At 74.9% G+C, this 16,976-nt stretch carries 16 protein-coding genes; 7 read left to right on the forward strand and 9 right to left on the reverse strand.

Annotation, left to right across the window (positions count from 1 at the left end):
- Window positions 1-52 precede the first annotated feature (52 nt).
- Both ACH4SL_RS08370 and ACH4SL_RS08375 read left to right on the forward strand, forming a co-directional pair.
- Window positions 53-1,078, forward strand: a complete 1,026-nt coding sequence (locus tag ACH4SL_RS08370; protein ID WP_398442640.1) for a LacI family DNA-binding transcriptional regulator — start codon at window positions 53-55, stop codon at window positions 1,076-1,078.
- A gap of 112 nt (window positions 1,079-1,190) precedes the next feature.
- The gene (locus ACH4SL_RS08375; protein ID WP_398442641.1) at window positions 1,191-2,291 is read left to right on the forward strand and encodes an aldose epimerase family protein; all 1,101 of its coding nucleotides are present in this window, start codon (window positions 1,191-1,193) and stop codon (window positions 2,289-2,291) included.
- 145 nt (window positions 2,292-2,436) lie between these two features.
- Here ACH4SL_RS08375 and ACH4SL_RS08380 read toward each other — a convergent pair whose 3' ends face one another.
- The gene (locus ACH4SL_RS08380; protein WP_398442642.1) at window positions 2,437-3,999 is read right to left on the reverse strand and encodes a polysaccharide lyase family 1 protein; all 1,563 of its coding nucleotides are present in this window, start codon (window positions 3,997-3,999) and stop codon (window positions 2,437-2,439) included.
- A 247-nt stretch (window positions 4,000-4,246) separates the two neighbouring features.
- Here ACH4SL_RS08380 and ACH4SL_RS08385 point away from each other — a divergent pair, with 247 nt between their 5' ends.
- Together ACH4SL_RS08385 and ACH4SL_RS08390 are read left to right on the forward strand one after the other, a co-directional pair.
- Entirely contained in the window at window positions 4,247-4,798 is a 552-nt protein-coding gene (locus ACH4SL_RS08385; protein ID WP_398442643.1) for a helix-turn-helix domain-containing protein, read from the forward strand.
- Between the two features lie 130 nt (window positions 4,799-4,928).
- On the forward strand, window positions 4,929-5,417 hold the full coding sequence (locus ACH4SL_RS08390) for a YbaK/EbsC family protein (protein WP_398442644.1): 489 nt from the start codon (window positions 4,929-4,931) through the stop codon (window positions 5,415-5,417).
- Between the two features lie 31 nt (window positions 5,418-5,448).
- Here ACH4SL_RS08390 and ACH4SL_RS08395 read toward each other — a convergent pair whose 3' ends face one another.
- Window positions 5,449-6,663 (reverse strand): MFS transporter, encoded by a 1,215-nt coding sequence (locus ACH4SL_RS08395; RefSeq protein WP_398442645.1) that lies wholly within the window; start codon window positions 6,661-6,663, stop codon window positions 5,449-5,451.
- Window positions 6,664-6,736: 73 nt separating this feature from the next.
- Between ACH4SL_RS08395 and ACH4SL_RS08400 the strand changes: the two genes are divergently transcribed.
- The 3 genes from ACH4SL_RS08400 (at window position 6,737) to ACH4SL_RS08410 (ending at window position 9,288) form a co-directional block, all read left to right on the forward strand.
- On the forward strand, window positions 6,737-7,303 hold the full coding sequence (locus tag ACH4SL_RS08400; protein ID WP_398442646.1) for a CGNR zinc finger domain-containing protein: 567 nt from the start codon (window positions 6,737-6,739) through the stop codon (window positions 7,301-7,303).
- 143 nt (window positions 7,304-7,446) lie between these two features.
- Window positions 7,447-8,616, forward strand: coding sequence for a Rieske 2Fe-2S domain-containing protein (locus tag ACH4SL_RS08405; protein ID WP_398442647.1), 1,170 nt, complete (start codon window positions 7,447-7,449; stop codon window positions 8,614-8,616).
- Between the two features lie 45 nt (window positions 8,617-8,661).
- Window positions 8,662-9,288 carry an NADPH-dependent F420 reductase gene (locus tag ACH4SL_RS08410; RefSeq protein WP_398442648.1) on the forward strand — a complete coding sequence of 209 codons (627 nt, stop codon included), beginning with the start codon at window positions 8,662-8,664 and terminating at the stop codon, window positions 9,286-9,288.
- Window positions 9,289-9,300: 12 nt separating this feature from the next.
- Here the strand turns inward: ACH4SL_RS08410 and ACH4SL_RS08415 are convergent, their stop codons facing one another.
- The 7 genes from ACH4SL_RS08415 to ACH4SL_RS08445 all read right to left on the reverse strand — a co-directional run bounded on the left by ACH4SL_RS08415 (window position 9,301) and on the right by ACH4SL_RS08445 (window position 16,800).
- On the reverse strand, window positions 9,301-9,891 hold the full coding sequence (locus ACH4SL_RS08415; RefSeq protein ID WP_398442649.1) for a dihydrofolate reductase family protein: 591 nt from the start codon (window positions 9,889-9,891) through the stop codon (window positions 9,301-9,303).
- 115 nt (window positions 9,892-10,006) lie between these two features.
- Window positions 10,007-11,311 carry an MFS transporter gene (locus tag ACH4SL_RS08420; RefSeq protein WP_398442650.1) on the reverse strand — a complete coding sequence of 435 codons (1,305 nt, stop codon included), beginning with the start codon at window positions 11,309-11,311 and terminating at the stop codon, window positions 10,007-10,009.
- A gap of 70 nt (window positions 11,312-11,381) precedes the next feature.
- Complete coding sequence (locus ACH4SL_RS08425) at window positions 11,382-12,224, reverse strand: STM4011 family radical SAM protein (protein ID WP_398442651.1); 843 nt, start codon at window positions 12,222-12,224, stop codon at window positions 11,382-11,384.
- A gap of 6 nt (window positions 12,225-12,230) precedes the next feature.
- Window positions 12,231-13,607: an STM4012 family radical SAM protein gene (locus ACH4SL_RS08430; protein WP_398442652.1), complete on the reverse strand. Its 1,377-nt coding sequence runs from the start codon at window positions 13,605-13,607 to the stop codon at window positions 12,231-12,233.
- Window positions 13,604-14,419, reverse strand: coding sequence for an STM4013/SEN3800 family hydrolase (locus tag ACH4SL_RS08435; protein ID WP_398442706.1), 816 nt, complete (start codon window positions 14,417-14,419; stop codon window positions 13,604-13,606). Before ACH4SL_RS08435 ends, ACH4SL_RS08430 begins: the two co-directional genes overlap by 4 nt.
- Before the next feature lie 73 nt (window positions 14,420-14,492).
- Entirely contained in the window at window positions 14,493-15,794 is a 1,302-nt protein-coding gene (locus ACH4SL_RS08440; RefSeq protein WP_398442653.1) for an STM4014 family protein, read from the reverse strand.
- 37 nt (window positions 15,795-15,831) lie between these two features.
- Entirely contained in the window at window positions 15,832-16,800 is a 969-nt protein-coding gene (locus tag ACH4SL_RS08445; protein ID WP_398442654.1) for an STM4015 family protein, read from the reverse strand.
- Window positions 16,801-16,976: the final 176 nt, after the last annotated feature.

Raw genomic sequence — 16,976 nt, forward strand, 5'->3', positions numbered from 1 at the left:
ACCCCACGGCCGGGCCCGTCCCGCCACCCAGAGCCCGCAAGAAAGGAAAGCCGTGGGCGTCAGCCTCAAAGATGTCGCACTGCGCGCCGGCGTGTCGGTGAAGACCGTCTCCAACGTCGTCAACGACTACCCGCACGTCACACCCACCACCCGGGCGCGGGTCCAGCGCGCGATCGACGACCTCGGCTACCGCCCCAACCTGACCGCCCGCCACCTGCGCAAGGGCCGCACCGGCATCATCGCGCTGGCCATACCGGAGCTCGGCAACCCGTACTTCGCGGAGGTCGCCGGCGCCGTCATCGACGCCGCCGCCCGGCACAGCCTGACCGTGCTGCTCGACCACACCGCGGGCTCCCGCGAGAAGGAGATGCTGGTCACCCAGGGCTTCGGCGCCCACGTCATCGACGGGCTGATCCTCAGCCCGATCCGGCTGGAGAACGAGGACCTCGCCGCCCGCGGCGACGGCCCGCCGATGGTGCTCCTGGGCGAGCGCGAGTACGACGCGCCCTACGACCACATCATGGTCGACAACGTCGGGGCGGCCCGCGCCGCCGTACGCCACCTGCTCGACATCGGCCGCCGCCGGATCGCCTACCTCGGCGCCCGCCGGGAGAGCACCCGGCAGCCCGCCCATCTGCGGCTGCGCGGCTGGCGCCAGGCCATCCTGGCGGCCGGTCTGGAACCCGACGAGTCGATGGTCGTGGCCACCGAGGGCTACGACCGGCGGGACGGCGCGGCGGCGATGGCCGCGCTGCTCGACCGCGAGGAGCGCCCCGACGCGGTCTTCGCGTACAACGACCTCATGGCCATCGGCGCGATGCGCACCCTCGTCGAACGCGGCCTGCGGGTGCCCGACGACGTCGCCGTCGTCGGCTTCGACGACATAGAGGAGGGCCGCTACGGGAGCGTGTCGCTCAGCACCGTCTCCCCGGACAAAGCGGCACTCGCCCGGCTCGCGGTGGACTGCCTCGTCGAGCGCATCGACCGGCGGGACGCCGCCGAACCTCCCGCGCCGCGCCGTATCGAGCCCGGCTACCGGCTCATCGCCCGCGAATCCACGGCCGTGCGCAGAAGCTGAGACCTGCCCGGAACCGGGAACCCGCTGCTCAGCCGCCTGCCCGGCCCTGACATGCTGGCCCCATCCCCTGTCGACCGCGGCCGGTACCGGCCGCCCGTACCCGAGGACGACCATGCCCCGTGCCTCCCTGGTCAGCGCGCCCTTCGGCACCGCGCCCGGCGGCGAGACCGTGCACCGCTGGACGCTCCGCTCCCCGAGCGGGGTCAGCGCGGAGGTGCTCACCTACGGCGCCACCCTGCACAGCCTGCGGGTGCCGGACGCGCAGGGGCGGCCCGCCGACATCGTCCTCGGCCTGCCGGGGATGGAGCAGTACGCCGCCGAGCAGCCCTTCCTGGGCGCGGTCGTCGGCCGCTACGCCAACCGCATCGCGCGCGGCCGCTTCACGCTGGACGGCGCGGTGCACCACGTCCCCGCCAACGACCGCGGCCATGCCCTGCACGGCGGCCCGGACGGCTTCCACCGCCGGCTGTGGCAGGCCCGCCCCGGCCCGCGCCCCGACGACGGCACCGTCTCCGTCGTCCTCGACCTGCACAGCCCGGACGGCGACATGGGCTTCCCCGGCGCCCTGGACGTCAGCGTCACCTACACGCTGGACGCCGACGGCACCCTCGCCCTGGACTACCGGGCCGGCACCGACCGGCCCACCGTCGTCAACCTCACCCACCACGCCTACTTCAACCTCGCCGGAGCCGGCGCCGGGGACGTCCTCGGCCACGTCCTCGCGCTGGACGCCGCCTCCTACCTGCCCGTCGACCCGGAGGCCATCCCGCTCGGCCCCGAGGAGCCCGCGGCCGGCACCCCCTTCGACTTCACCGACCCGCGGCCGATCGGGGCCCGCATCGCCGAGGACCACCCGCAGCTCACCGCGGCAGGCGGCTACGACCACTGCTACGTCCTCGACCCCGCGCCCGCCCCCGGCGCCCTGCGCCGCGCCGCCCGCGTCGACCACCCGGGAAGCGGCCGCCGGATGACGGTCTGGACCACCGAACCCGGCCTCCAGCTCTACACCGGCAACAACCTCGACGGCACCCACCGCGGCCCGCAGGGCACCCCCTACACCCGCCACACCGGCGTCTGCTTCGAGACCCAGCACTTCCCCGACTCCCCGAACCGCCCCGGCTACCCCTCCACGGTCCTGCGCCCCGCGACCGCCCACCACACCCGCACCGAATTCCGCTTCCCGCACCTGGCCGCGCCGGTCGCGGGGGCATGACCCGTCATATGCCCGGCGGGAATGGGGGATTCCCGCCGGGCATACGAGGGAAAGCGCTTGCGCGAATCGACCCCGAATCGATCCCGAACCAACCGCGGAACGGTGGCGGATCGAGGCCGCGGGTCAGCCGCGGGTCGGGCGCAGCTCAGGCGTAGGTCTCGAACTCGGCGACCTGCGGAGTGCCCGACGCGCCGGTGATCTGGAAGGTGATCTTCTTCAGCGAGGTCTTCGGGAAGCTGATGGTGCCCGCCCCGCTGCCGGACTTCAGGACCGCGCCGGTGTCGGCGTCCACCAGGCTCCAGGCGCCGATGCGGCCGGTCGCCCCCGCGGACTCGCGGATGACGGCCGAGGAAACCGCCGTGGCGGAGCCCCACTTGACCGAGACGGAGCCCGTCGTGCCGCTCGGTGACCAGTAGGTGCCCAGGTCGCCGTCGCGGACGTTGCCGTAGCTGGTGCCCGAGGCCTTGCTGGAACCGTCCGCGCCGGCCCCGGAGGCCAGGCTGAGGTTGGTGCCGGCGGGCTGGGTCGGCGGGGTGGTGGGGGAGGACGTCGTGGACGTGCTCGGGGTGGGGGTGGTGGGCGGCGCCGTCGGCGACTGCGTCGAGCAGTTGCCGTCCGACACCAGCAGCCCCTTGCCCGCGCCCGCCGTCCGGGTCACGACCGACGGCACGCAGCTCGCGGCGTCCATGGTGTAGGAGTACGGGATGCTCACCGTCGTGTTGGACTGCGGGTCCGGCCCGGCGGGGTGGTTCTCGGAGCCGTCGGCGGTCCATGTGACGTTGTCGTAGATGTTGCCGCTGACCTGCCAGTAGCCCATCAGGTCGGTGTAGAAGGTGCCGATGACGTCCTTGGAGTCCTTGAAGTAGTTGTTCTCGATCTTCGCGTGGGCGCCCGCCCGGGGGTTGATGCCGGACTTGTTGAGGCTCACGTAGTAGTTGTCGTAGCTGTGCGCGGTGCCGCCGCGCAGCAGCGGGGCGCGGGAGTCGATGTTCTCGTACAGGTCGTGGTGGTAGGTGATGAAGCTGCTGGCCAGGTCGCTGTCGCTGCTGCCGACGAGGCCGCCGCGGCCGGAGTTGCGCAGCGTGCTGTAGGACAGCGTCACGTACTGGGTGTTGTGCTTGAGGTCGAAGAGGCTGTCGTACCCCTCGTCCTCACCGCCGGACGCCAGCAGGCTCACATGGTCGACCCAGACGTTGTGGACGTCGGTCTCCATGCCGATGGCGTCGCCGCCGTTGGAGGTCGGCGAGCCGGACTTCTTGACGTTCTGGACGGTCACGTTCTGGATGATGATGTTGCTGGACTCCCGCACGTGGATGCCCAGTTGGTCGAAGACCGCGCCGCTGCCGACGCCCTCGATCGTGACGTTGCTGATCTGCTTGAGGTCGATGACGTCGTCGGCGGTGCTGCAACTGCCGGACGCCTTGGCGGTGTTGCCGTGGTTGATGGTGCCCTCGACCTGGATGGTGATCGGGGTGCTGGTGCTCGCCCGGTTGCACAGGGCCGCGTTGATCTCCGCGCCCGTGGTGGCCTTCACGGTCTGGCCGCCCGCGCCGCCGGTGGTGCCGCCGTTCTGGCTCGCGTAGCCGCTCGCGCCGCTCGCTGTCGCCGCCGCCGAGGCCTGCTCGCCTAACAGGACCGCGCCGGTCGCGACCGCGAGGGCCAGTGTGGCGCTGACCGCGCCGATCTGCAGGGCTGCTGCTCGTCTCATCGTGGTGTTTCCCCTTCCGAATAAGCCCCCGTTTTAGAAAGCGCTTTCTGTTTCCCGCGAGGATAGGGCGGCTTCTGACGGGCTGGCAAGGGTTCTGCCTGAACCGGAAAAGCGAAACGGGGAAGGGGAATTACGGCCGGGTGGTCGCGCCCGGGAGATTCCGCCTCGCCAGGGGCGGACGCCTGGCGAGGCGGCAACTCCCGTGCGGCGTGCTAGCGTTCTGTTAACAGAACGGTGGTGGCACGGAGTGGACGAGACGCTGGGCGCCCGGCTGCGGCGGCTGCGGAGCGAGCGCGGATGCTCGCTGTCCGAGCTGGCGCGGCGCAGCGGGATCGGCAAGGGCACGATCTCGGAGCTGGAGAACGACCGGCGCGGAGCCAGGCTCGACACCCTCTTCGCGCTCACCACCGCGCTGGAGGCCCCGCTCGGCGCACTGCTGCCGGACGCGCCGCCCGACATCGGCGCCGCGGGTACGGGAGCCGTGCGCGGCGAGTCCGTCGCCGCGGTGCTGCTGGGCCGGTGGCCGGTCGGCCCGCAGCTCGTCGAGGTCTACCGGGCCGTGCTGGACGAGACGCGGCAGGACTCGGCGCCGCACGCCGCGGGCGTCGAGGAGACCGTGACGGTGGTACGCGGCCGGGTACGCGTCGGGCCCGCGGACGCCGAACGGGAGCTGGGTCCGGGGGAGAGCGCGCGTTACCCGGGCGACCGGCCGCACCGCTTCCGCGCGCTCGGCGGCCCCGCCGAGGTCGTCCTCCTCATGCACTACCCGGGCGGCGGGGCGGAGAGTCCCGGCGTGTGAGCGCCCGGTCCTGCTCCCGAACCGTCTGCCCGGCCTTCTCGTGGACCCTCTCCCGGGTCCGACCGCACCGCCATCCGCACCGAATCGGTGCGGGCCGCCCGAACGGCCCGCACGGAAGGGACGCTCCACCATGACCGACGACCAGCACCTGCCCGCCCGCAGCCGCATCGTCCAGCAGCAGCTCGTGGCCGCGGGCCTCACCGTCCGGGTGCGCGAGCTGCCGGACTCCACCCGTACGGCCGCGCAGGCGGCGGACGCGCTCGGCTGCGCGGTCGGGGCCATCGCCAGCAGCCTGCTCTTCCTCGCCGACGGCGAGCCGCTGCTCGTCATGACGAGCGGGCGGCACCGCGTCGACACCGAACTGCTCGCGGCGAACGCCGGGGCGCTGGACATCGCGATGGCCTCGGCGAACGAGGTCCGGCGGGTCACCGGCCAGGCGATCGGCGGGGTGGCCCCGATCGGCCACCCCGCGCCCGTGCGCACGGTGGTCGACGAGGCGCTGCGCGAGCACCCGGTGGTCTGGGCCGCGGCCGGCACACCGCACACCGTGATGCCGCTGACCTTCGACGAGCTGCTGTCCCTGACCGGCGGTCAGCCCGTCAAGGTCGCTTCCGACTGACCGCTCGGACCCCGCGGGACCGCCCCCGCGCTCACCCCGCCGGTTCGCCCGCGGTCCGTCCGGCGCCGGCCACCGCCGGGCCGTTCGCCGGGGCGCGCGCGAGCGGCGGGCGCGGGGTGAGGAGTTGGGCGGCGGCCAGGGCGAGGGCCAGGGCCGCCATCGCGGACCACAGCGGGCCCGGCCCCGTACGGGCGAGCACCTGCGTGCCCAGCAGCGGGGCCGCCACTCCGGCGAAGCCCCAGCAGGTGCCGAAGACGGCGAGGTAGCGGCCGGTCGCGGCGGGCGGGGCGAGGTCGGCCACGAGTGCGTACGCCCGGCCCATGACCAGCAGTTCGCCCAGCCCGCAGGGTACGGTGGCGGCGGCCGCGGCGGGCAGGCCGTGGGCGGCCGCGTATCCGAGCAGCCCGGCCGCGAGCAGCAGGTGGCCCGCGAGGAGCGCGGTGTGCGCGGGCAGTTCGGCCACCCGGCGCAGCCGCAGCAGCGGCTGGGCGCAGATCACCGTGACGGCGGAGACGGTGAAGATCAGCCCGGCGTCGGCGGTGTGCAGGCCGCGGGCGGCCAGGGAGAGCGGCAGCATGGTGAGGGTCTGCATGCAGAGCAGGGCGTAGCCGGTGCCGAGGGCCAGCATGACCAGCAGCCGGCGGTCCCGCCACGGCGACGCGGCGGCTGCCGGCGGCCCGTCCGGGTGATCCGCCCTGCGGTCCGCCGGGACGGCGAACCGTACCAGGGCCGCGCACAGCAGGCAGCTCACCGCGTCGGCGACGAACAGCCAGCGCAGGTCCCAGCGGCCGAGCAGCGCCGCGAGCAGTCCGGCCCCGATGCCGCCGAGCGCGAGGGCGGCGTTGAAGAGGCTGAAGGCCCGGACCTTTCCCGCCGGTCCCGCGAGGTCGGCCAGCAGCGCCTGGCTGGGCGGCTCGTACAGTTCGAAGGCCAGCCCGAGGACGACGGCCGCGAGCGCGGCCGCGGGCAGGGAACGGGCGGCGGCCAGGCCCAGCTGGGCGAGGGAGCAGCCGGTGAGGCCGAGCACGACGGTGCGGCGGGCGCCGAGCGAGTCGGCGAGCCGCCCGCCGATCAGCCGGGAGGGGATCGACGCCAGGCCGAAGGCCGCGGTGACCAGCCCGGCGGAGGCCAGCCCGGTGTGGAAGTCGGTGGTGAGCAGGGCGGCAAGGAAGGGGACGGAGAAGGCACCGAGCCGGTTCACGACACGGGCCAGGAGCAGGACGCGGACAGCGCGCGGCAGACCCACCGGCGTACCTCCGTGACTGGCGAAACGGGTATCGTCAGTGATGACGTTATGTGCGAGAGGAGTAACTGGTCAAGTGCTGTTCGACAGTCACATGCAGCGGCTGCTGGAGGCGTCCGTGGCGCTGGTGAACGACCTCACGGACGGCCTGGCGCGCGGCCGCGACTACACCGCGCCGCGCGGCCCGGAGCGCTGCCGGGCCGTACAGGCGGCGCTGTCCGTACCGAAGCGGTATCCCGTCACGCAGGCCGAGGCCGACGAGCTGGCCGGCACGGCGGGGCGGTTGCGCGAGGTGTTCGAGGCCGCGGGCGGCGGGCGGCTGGACGACGCGGCGGAGACCCTCAACGCGCTGCTGCTGGCCCGCGGCGCCCGGCCGCAGCTCGACCGGGACCCCGACCGCGGCTGGCAGCTGCACTTCCACGGCCGCGACGACTCCCTCGCGGTCGGCTGGGGCGCGGGCTGCGCCACCGGGCTGGCCGTCCTCCTCGGCGGCGGCCTCGCCGGGCGCCTCGGGGTGTGCGCGGCCACCGCCTGCGACCGCGTCTACGTCGACACCTCCCGCAACTCGGCCCGCCACTTCTGCTCCACCGCCTGCCAGAACCGCACGAAGGCGGCCGCCTTCCGCGCCCGCCGGAGCGGCTGACCGCGCGGGACGTCGCCTGTCCGGGCGCGCAGACCCGGCGGGCTCGCCGCGGGCGGCCCAGGATGGACAGTGCCCGGGGGCTGCCCGGTGCGCCCGCGGCGGCGCGCCCGTACGCCCCGCCGTCCCGCGTGCGAGGGAGAGGCATGACCGACAACGACACCGAGGCCACCGCGACGATCGGGCCGGAGCAGGAGGTGGCGGGGCGGGCCCGGCGGGCGGGGGAGCGGGAGCCGGGCCGCGCCGCACCGCCCGACCTGCGGCGGGTCGGTCTGAGCCCCGACCACTGGTATCCCGTCGCGCTCTCCCGCGAGGTGCGCCGCGGCAAGGCCGTCGCGACCGCCTTCGCCGGGGAGCGCATCGCCCTCTACCGCGGCCGCAGCGGCGCCGTGCACGCGCTGGAGGACCGCTGCGCCCACCGCCAGGTGCCGCTGAGCATGGGCGTGGTGGACGGCGACACGCTGCGCTGCTGCTACCACGCCTGGGCCTACCGCGGGGACGGGCGGATCTCGCAGATCCCCTACCTGTCCAAGGGCGACGCCCGGCCGCCGCGCGGGGTGCGCGGCTACCCCGTCCGCGAGGCCTACGGCATGGTGTTCGTCTTCCCCGGCGACCCGGCCATGGCGCAGACCGCCACCCTGCCGGAGCTGCCCGCGTACGGCCCGGCCGGCTACCGGACCATGACCTACTCGCGGACCGTGCGCTGCCACTACTCCTTCATGCACGAGAACCTGCTCGACATGAACCACCAGTTCCTGCACCGCGGTGTCGTCGGCAAGCTCCGCCCGCGGCTGCTGGACGCGCGCACCGGCCCGCGGTCGGTCGAGGCCCGCTACCTCTTCCGGCACGACGGCGGCAAGCGCAACCGCGGCGCCAACCTGCTGGCCCGGGAGGGCCTCGGCGGCTCCGACTCCAGCGACGTGATGACCATCCGCACCGAATACCCCTACCAGACCCTCGACCTGGTGCCGGAGGGCGCCGCGCGCCCGGCCTTCCGGCTGTGGGCGGCGTACGTGCCGGAGGACGCCGAACAGCGCACCTGCCACGTCTACGGGCTGCTCATGATCGAGAAGCCGCGCGTCCCCGGCGTGCTCCAGCTGGCCTGGCCGCTCATCCGGCGCTTCACCGAACGCGTCTTCGCCGAGGACCGGATGGCCGTCGAAGCCGAGCAGCGGGCCTGGGACGAGCAGGGCGAGGACCGCAACCACGAGGTCTTCCCGCTGATCCTGGACGTCCGCGAGGTGCTGCGCCGCAACGGCGTCCCGCTCGGACCGCGCCCCGCGGGCGGCCCGGCCTGCGCGCCCTGCGCTCCCTGAACGGGCCGCGCACATACCCCCCCTACACGCCAAGGAGCACGACGCATGCGTATCGGAATCATCGGGGCCGGCCACATCGGCTCCACGCTCGCCCGCCACTTCGCCGCGGCCGGCCACCAGGTCGCGATCGCCAACTCCCGCGGCCCGGAGACCCTCGCGGGCCTGACCGCCGACATCGGCGGCGGGCTGCGGGCCGTCACCGCCGCCGAGGCCGCGGGCTTCGGCGAGGTGGCCGTGGTGAGCATCCCCTACGGCCGGATCGACGAGCTGCCCCGCAACGAGCTGAGCGGCAAGATCGTCGTCGACACCTGCAACTACTACCCGCAGCGCGACGGCCACGAGGCCGACCTCGACGACGGCTCCACCACGTCGAGCGAGAAGGTCCGCGCGGTGACCGGCGGCGACGTGGTGAAGGCCTTCAACGCCATCTTCTGGGAGAACCTGCGCGACCGCGGCCGCCCCGAGGGCGACCCCGAGCGGCTGGCCATCCCCGTCTCCGGCGACGACGCCAAGGCCAAGAAGGTCGTGTCCGGTCTCATCCGCGAGATCGGCTTCGACCCCGTCGACGCCGGTCCGCTCGCGGCCGGCGGCCGCAAGCACCAGCCCGGCACCGACGTCTACACCGCGGAACTGCCCGCCGCGGACATGGCGGCGGTCCTGCACACGGCCTGACGCCCCGGCGGCCTACGACGACGCCGCGGCCGACGCGTACACGGCGACGACCACACCGCTCGGCGTCGGTGTCACCTCGACGGCCTCGAAGGCCGCGGGCGCGAAGCCCTCCGCGAACAGCCGGCGGCCCGCGCCCAGCACGATCGGGTGCACGCACAGCACGTACGTGTCGACGAGGCCGTGCGCCGCGAGCGAGGCGACCAGCTCCGCGCTGCCCATGATGTGCAGGTCCCCGCCGGGGGCCTGCCGTAGCCCGGCCACCGCGGCGGGCACGTCACCGCCGAGCAGCGCCGAATTCGGCCACGGCAGCGGCTCGGCCAGGCTGCGGGAGGCGACGTACTTCGGGGCCGCGTTGAGCGCGTCGCGGAAGGGACCGCCCTCGGCGTTCCAGTGCCCGAGCACGTCGTCGTAGGTGCGGCGGCCGAGGAGGAAGCCGCTGCCCGCGGACAGCCGCTCGCCCCAGATCCGGGCGACCGTCCCGTCCCCGGCGCGCTCGGCGGCCCAGCCCCCGGCGGTGAAACCGCCGCGCGTGTCCTCGTCGGGGCGGCCGGGCGCCTGCACGACGCCGTCCAGGGTCATGTGCTCGATCGCGACGATCCTCATGGCACTCCGTTCTCCTTGCCTGCCCGGGGAGACCGCCTCCCACGGCCGCGCGGTCCTGACACCCGCACACCCCTCGGACCGGCGCGGGCCCGGAAACTCATCGGCCTCCGGCGGATCAGGCCGCCTCCGCGCCCTCCGGCGCGCGCGGCACCTGCTGCGGCGCCGCCCCGGCCCGCGCGTCGTACGCCATGAGCGCGGGCAGCGACGCCGCCAGCAGGCCGACCGCGGCGACCCCGGCGAGGCCGCCGGACCACACGGACGTACGGGCCGAGGTCATCGCGGCGACCGTGCCCGAGCGGACCTGGCCGAGCTGCGGGCCGACCGAGTACGACAGCAGCTCGATCCCGGCGAGGCGGCCGCGCAGCGCGTCCGGGATCGTCTGGTTCCACATCGTGCTGCGGCCGATCCCGCTGATCATGTCCATCCCCCCGGCGAGCGCCAGGAAGAGCAGCACGAGCCAGATCTCCCGCACCCAGCCCGCCCCCGCCATCGCCGCGCCCCACCCCGCCGCCGCGAGGACCACCATCCGGCCGTGCCGGTGCACCCGGGTCGCCCAGCCGCTCGTCAGGCTCACCAGCAGCGAGCCCACCGAACCGGCCGCGTACATCAGGCCCAGCGACCAGCGGGCGTGCAGGTCGTCGGCGAGGAAGGGGTAGATCGCCGCCGGGTAGGCGAAGAACATCGCGGCCAGATCGATCGCGTACGTGCCCAGCAGCTCCTTGCGGCCCCACGCGTAGCGCGCGCCCTCCGCGATCCCGCGCAGCGACGGCCGGGCGGCGTCGTGCGCGGCGGGGGAGCGGCGCAGGCCCAGCCCGAGGCACACCGAGACCGCGAAGGTCACCGTGTCGGCGGCGTAGGCCCACCCCAGACCGGCCCAGGCGATCACCAGACCGGCCAGCGACGGCCCGGCGATCGCGCCGACCTGGTAGCGCAGGGCGTTGAGCGAGGCCGCCGCCGCGAGCTGGTCGCGCGGCACGATCCGCTGCACGATCGCGTCCAGCGCCGGGCGCTGCAACCCCGTCAGCGCGCTGGACAGCGCCGCGACCACGTACAGCGGCCACACCCCCGGGTGCGGCAGCAGCGTGTTGACCAGCAGCGCCGCCGACAGCAGGCCCTGCGCCGCCTCGCTGGCGTTGATGAGCAGCTTGCGGTCCATCGCGTCGGCGAGCGCCCCGCCGTACAGCCCGAAGACGATCAGCGGCACCAGCTCCACCGCGCCGATCGCGCCGACCGCGGCCGCCGACCCCGTCAGATCCTTGACCTGGACCGGCAGCGCGACCAGGGTCAGGAAGCTGCCGAAGGTGGTGATCACTCCCGCGAGCCACATCAGCCGGAAGTCGCGCGAGGTGCGCCAGGGCGTCGTGTCCGGCAGCAGCGCGCGCAGGCGGCCGGGGCGGGGAGGGGTGTCGTCTTTTTCCACAGCCGTGCATCGTCCCTGGTCACGGGGATCGGACGCAAAGGCTTTTCCGGCGTGGCGGCCCGCCCGCGTGTCAGCGCCCGGCGGGGACGCGCTCCAGGACGCCGCCCGCGAAGACGTCGTAGAGCGGCAGCGACTCCAGGTGGACGTAGCCGATGTGGCAGTCGCACACCGCGAGCGGGCAGGGGCGCGGGGCGAGGGCGGCGCGGAAGGAGCCGTCGTAGAGGTTGCCGAGGGTGTCGCGGACGAAGTGGCAGCGGCGCACCGTCCCGTCGCCGTCGACCGAGACCACCGACTCGCCCGTGCGGCAGGGCAGTCCCGCCGAGCGGTGCGGGTGCCGGCTGAAGGGGAAGAGCGGGTCGAGGGCCGTCCACCGGTCGGCCTCGGCGTCGGTGTACGTGTGCCCCTCGGCCGCGTTGACCCACAGGTAGTGCCGCTCCGGCAGGTCGGCCCGCAGCCGCCGGGCCGCCTCCAGGTGCTCGGGCAGCCCGACGACGCCGACGCTGAAGCGCACGCCCAGTTCGGCCAGTTCGCGGGTGCGGGCCAGGAAGCGGTCGTACGGCGTCTGGTCCGGGTGGTACGTGCACCACAGCGCCGCCTTGGCGCGGTCGGCGGCGGCGAGCCACGCGGTGCGGCCGCTCAGGTTGGTCTGGATCGCCACCCGGCGCACGTGCGGCAGGTGCGACAGCCGCACGATCGCCTCCCGGTACCAGGACCGGGTCAGCCCCTCGCCCCACGGGGTGAAGAGCACCGCGAGGGTGTCGTCCTGCGCGGCCGCCCAGTCCGTGAAGCGCTCCAGCGCCGCCCGGTCGGCCCGCAGCCGGTCGGGCGGGTCGTGGCGCTTGGCGAACGGGCAGTAGGGGCAGTCGTAGTCGCAGGAGGCGAGCGGGCCGCGGTAGAGCAGCGTGAGGTCCACCGGCCCTCACCTGACCTGGTAGGCGGCCATGGCGGCGCGCACGGCGGGCGAGAAGAGGGCGGGGCCGACCGCGTCGGAGTGCGCGAGACCCTCGGGGCTCAGCCGCAGCAGGGCGGGCGCGGCGCCCTCGTCGAGCCAGCCGCGGGCGGCGAAGGCGGCGACCTCGGCGGGGAAGTCCTGCTGCGGGGTGCTGCCGAAGCGGGCGCGGTAGCCGGCCACCTCCAGGCCCCCGGCCTGGAGCAGGGACTGGAGCAGATGGCGGCGGCGCGCCTCGTCCGCGTCGACCGCGCGGCCGTGCACGGCGTGGCCGAAATCCGTGGTCGCGGTGTATTCGTCGATGATGGTGCGGATCCGCGGCATGCCCACCGCGTAGTCGAACGCGTAGTGCAGGCCCGCGGTGTAGGAGCGGGCGCCGCAGCCGAGGCCCACCATGCCGTCGGTCTGGCACGCGTGGTCGACGGGCCCCTGCGGCACGGGCGCGTCGGCGCGCCGGAACATCCGCATCGACTCCTGCCGGTAGCCGTGCTCCAGCAGGTGGTCGCGGCCGCGCCGGTAGAGATCCAGGCGCTGGGCGTCCCATGCCGGATCGGCCACGTCCGTACGCCCGTCCAGGCCGGTGCGGGGCCGTACGTACAGCGGGTAGAGATACAGCTCCTCCGGGCGCCAGGCGAGCGCGGCGTCCAGGGAGGAGCGCCAGCTCGACGGGGTCTGGCCGTCGATGCCGTAGATGAGGTCGATGTTGAGCACCGGCACCCCGCTGTCGCGTATCCGGCCGAGCGCCGCCTCGACGTCGGCCCGGCGCTGCGGGCGGACGGCGGCGCGGGCCTCGTCGTCGGCGAAGCTCTGCACGCCGAGGCTGATCCGGGTCGCGCCGCGGGCGGCCAGCACGGCGAGCCGGTCGGCGGTCGCGGTGGCGGGCGACGCCTCCACGGAGAGCGGCACCCCGCCGAGCGGGGCGCCCATGCGGTGCTCGGCGATGTCGCACAGTCGCTCCAGTTCGGCGGCCTCCAGGAAGGTCGGGGTGCCGCCGCCGAAGGCCGCCGCGGCGAAGCGCACCGCACCGGCGGCGCCCCCGTCGTCGAGCGCGGCGCGGACCGCGACCGCCTGCCGCTCCAGGGCGTCGAGATAGCGAGTGGTGAGGTCGCCGGGGGCGCCCACCCGGGTGAAGAGGTTGCAGAATCCGCACCGCACCTCGCAGAAGGGGATGTGCAGGTAGAGCGCGAGGGCGTCCTTGGGCTCGTTCCGCCACAGGTCGCGCAGCGCGGGGGGTTCGTCCAGCGGGCCGTACGCGGTCTTGTGCGGGTAGGCGTAGACGTAGTCCTGGTACGGGCGTACCGCGGCGGGCGCCACGGGGGCCGGAGTACGGGGCGGGGCGGTGGTCATGCTGCGGGCTCCCGGTGCTCCAGGAAGAAATGGGCGTAGGGGACGGTCCACACCGACTCGTGGCCGATGCGGTGGCCGGTCCAGCCGTCGTCGCCGTAGGCGGTGCCGTGGTCGGAGCAGACGACGGCGAAGCAGCGGCGGCGGGAGCGGGCGGCGGCGAAGAGCCGTCCGATGTGCCGGTCGACGTATTCGAGCGCGGCCCGGTGCGTCGCGCGCGTGTCGCCGGCGTCCTTCGTCGCGCCGGGCAGGTGGAACCAGTTGGGCTGGTGCAGAGCCGAGACGTTGACGAAGAGGAAGAGCCGGCGCCCGGCGGGCAGCGCGGCCACCACCTCCTCGGCCCGCCGCACCTGCGCCTCGAACGAGGTGGGGGAGGCGACGCCGAACTCCGGCTCCCAGTGGCTCTCCGCGAAGAGCCCCGGCAGGACGCCGCCGAGCGCGCCGCGCCCGTTGAAGAAGCCGACACCGCCGATGCACACCGTGTGGTAGCCGGCCGCGGCGAGCCCGCCGACCAGGTCGGGGGTGTCGAAGACCCAGGTGCCCTCCGCGGTGGACTCGCTGCCCTCGAAGCGGGCGGCGAACAGCCGCGGGTGCGGCCCGGGCGCCGCGGGGGTGGGCAGGAAGCCGGCGAACATCGCCTGGTGGGAGGCGTAGGTGAAGCTCCCGGGCGCGTGCCGCCGCTCCCAGGAGCCGCCGGGCAGGTGCGGCGCGAGGTTCGGCAGCCGCCCCTCCGCGGCGAGTTCGGCGGCGACGTCGTGGCGCAGCGTGTCGAGGGTGACCAGCAGCAGGTCGTCCCGGCCGACGACCTCGTTCATGTCGGGGTTCGCGTACGGGGCCGCACCCGGGCCGGGCGCCGGGGCGTGCGGCGGCCCGCTCACGGCGTCCGGGTCAGGTCGATGCACTGTGCTGCTCCCTCGCGGGTGTTGCGGGTGTTGCGGGTCGGGCGGAGGCTGCGGGTCCGGCGGTCGCCGCGGGCGCTGCGCGTCCTGCCGGTGTCGCCGGGCCCGGGTACGGCACGGGTGTCGCGGGTCCGGCGCCAGCGGCCGGTCCCCCCGCCGCCGCCGGACCCGCGGGGCCGCCCGTCCGGGCCGCCACGTGGGCGGGCAGCGCGGCGAGTTGGGCCCCGTACGTGTCCAGGCCCTCGGCGGCCGTGCCCGGCAGGCCCGTCAGCCGCGGCAGCAGGTCGCCGAAGGCGTTCACCTCGGCGACGGCGAAGTGCCGCCAGCCGGCGGTGGGCAGCAGGTCGACACCGACGGCGAGCGTGCCCGGGAAGCAGGCCGCCGCCCGCTCGCAGACGCGCAGGCCCTCCTCCCAGGCCGGACCGGCCGCGGCCACGGCCGCCGCGAGGTCGCCGCGGGCGCCGCCGAGGTGCAGGTTGGTCATCGGCCAGCGGCTGGTGCGCAGCACGGCATGGGTGGCCCTGCCCGCCACGACCAGCACCCGCACGTCGGCCGCGCGGCCGTCCACGGTCGCCTTGGGCAGCCAGCGTTCGACGTGCAGCCCGTCCGGTGCCAGGGCGTCGACCAGCGCGGCGGCCTCGCGTTCGGCGGTGACGCGGCGCACCCGCAGCGAGTTGAACAGCCGTCCGTCGACCGATTCCACGGAGGTCGTCGCCCGCACCCGGCCGCCGGACGCGGTCTCCAGCGCGACCACGCCCGAGGCCGAGGAGCCGTGCGCCGGTTTGACGAAGACCCGCGGCATGCGGTGCGCGCGCATGAGCGCCCGCAGGTCGTCCCAGCCGCGTACGGGCGCGGCGCCGCCGCTGGTGGGGGATTCCGGCACGGGCACCCCGGCCCGCGCCAGAAGGCGGTGGCAGGCCCGCTTGTCGAAGAGGACGGCCAGTTCGTCCGGGTCGTCGAGCCGCACCCCGCCGCGCAGCGACCGTACGGCCGCGGTGAAGGCGGCGTACCAGCGCGCGCCGCCCTCCACCCGGGTCGGGTCGTCCACGCCGCGCAGCAGCCGGTCGACCTCGGGGTGCTCGCCCGGCGAGTCCAGCCGTACGACCTCCTCCGGTGCGAAGCCGGCCCCGCCGTCGCGCAGCACGTCGAGCCACGCCACGACCCGGGGCGCGGCGAACCCGGCGGCCGCCGCGGCCTCGGTGAACAGCCGCACCCGGCGGTTCCCCGGATTGCCGACCACCGCCAGCCGCAGGCCCCGCCCGCCGCCCGGCACCGCGTCCTTCCCGGTCACCTCCTGCCCCCTGTCCCTTCCGCCGGCCCGCGCGCCGCTACTCGCCGACGGCGACGTAGCGCCAGACGGTGCCCGTGTCGCCCTCGGTGTACGACTCCGCGTTCGCGCTGCCGAGGTCGATTCGGACGCCCGCGGGCTCCAGCGCCTCCCGCAGCTGCCGGGCGAGGTCCTCGCCGATGTAGTTGTGGTGCAGGTCGAGCGACTTCAGGTGGGTCAGCGGCTGCCCGGCGAGCAGCGCTGCCGCGCCCTTGTCCGTCAGCACGCCCATGGACAGGTCGACCTCGTCGAGGCGCGCCACGACCGGGGCGGTGGCGAAGGCGGCGGCCACCGCGTCCTGCATGTCGCTGTTGCGCAGCGCCAGCCGCCGCAGCGCGGGCAGCCGGGTGCCGGTCAGGAAGGGGTCGAGGTCGGCCACCGTGGCGTCGCCGCCGTACTCCGAGGTGCCGAGCCACAGGTCGAGGTCGGTGAGCGCCGGGAAGTCGCTCGCGGCGATCCCGCGCACCACGTCCGCACCCAGGCCGCCGCTCTGCACGACGAGTTCGCGCAGCTTCTCGTGGCGTACGGCGGGGAATTCCAGGCTGTTGCCGCCCCGGACGCCGAACTGCTCCAGCTCGGGGAAGCCGGTGAGCAGCGGGGTGAGGTCGCCCTGGACGATCCAGGAGATCTCGCACTCCTCGAAGGTCATGTCCCCGATGAAGAGGGCGCGCAGCGCGGGCAGTTGCTCGCGCGCGGCGAGCAGCGCCCCGACGACGGGACCCGGCCCCTCCTCGTACGCCTCCGGCCACGCCCCCACGACCAGGGCCCTGACCTGCGTGAGGTCGACAGCCGCGGTGAAGCGTGCGAAGGCCTCGGGCCAGGTCTCCTCGCTGTCGTAGGTGTCCGCGGCGATCCGCCACGCGGCCTCGCCCGCGGCGGCGGCCGGGCGGCGCTTCTCCGCCGGTGACGGCCAGTCGACGACCGGCAGCCCGGCGTACTCCTTCAGGTGGTCGTGCACCAACCCGCTCATGTCCCTGTCCCGTTCACGCCGTGTCGAGGTGTCCCCGGACGGCGGGCGCGTTCCCCCGGCCGGCCGGAGCCGATGTGTGATCACGTTCTACCAAGGGGGTCTGACAACGCCCCGCGCGGGCCCGTCCGCCCCGTGCCGCGCCGGCTTCCTGCCGGGCTTTTGCCCGGCTTCTTGCT

This window comes from Streptomyces sp. NPDC021020 (assembly GCF_044333285.1).
Taxonomy (GTDB): Bacteria; Actinomycetota; Actinomycetes; order Streptomycetales; family Streptomycetaceae; genus Actinacidiphila.

Excerpts from the sequence above, each read along its gene's own strand:
- ACH4SL_RS08435 (WP_398442706.1), bottom strand. The coding sequence starts at position 14,419 with ATGAACGAGGTCGTCGGCCGGGACGACCTGCTGCTGGTCACCCTCGAC.
- ACH4SL_RS08430 (WP_398442652.1), bottom strand. The coding sequence starts at position 13,607 with ATGACCACCGCCCCGCCCCGTACTCCGGCCCCCGTGGCGCCCGCCGCG.
- ACH4SL_RS08410 (WP_398442648.1), top strand. The coding sequence starts at position 8,662 with ATGCGTATCGGAATCATCGGGGCCGGCCACATCGGCTCCACGCTCGCC.
- ACH4SL_RS08390 (WP_398442644.1), top strand. The coding sequence starts at position 4,929 with ATGACCGACGACCAGCACCTGCCCGCCCGCAGCCGCATCGTCCAGCAG.
- ACH4SL_RS08375 (WP_398442641.1), top strand. The coding sequence starts at position 1,191 with ATGCCCCGTGCCTCCCTGGTCAGCGCGCCCTTCGGCACCGCGCCCGGC.
- ACH4SL_RS08415 (WP_398442649.1), bottom strand. The coding sequence starts at position 9,891 with ATGAGGATCGTCGCGATCGAGCACATGACCCTGGACGGCGTCGTGCAG.
- ACH4SL_RS08445 (WP_398442654.1), bottom strand. The coding sequence starts at position 16,800 with ATGAGCGGGTTGGTGCACGACCACCTGAAGGAGTACGCCGGGCTGCCG.
- ACH4SL_RS08380 (WP_398442642.1), bottom strand. The coding sequence starts at position 3,999 with ATGAGACGAGCAGCAGCCCTGCAGATCGGCGCGGTCAGCGCCACACTG.
- ACH4SL_RS08405 (WP_398442647.1), top strand. The coding sequence starts at position 7,447 with ATGACCGACAACGACACCGAGGCCACCGCGACGATCGGGCCGGAGCAG.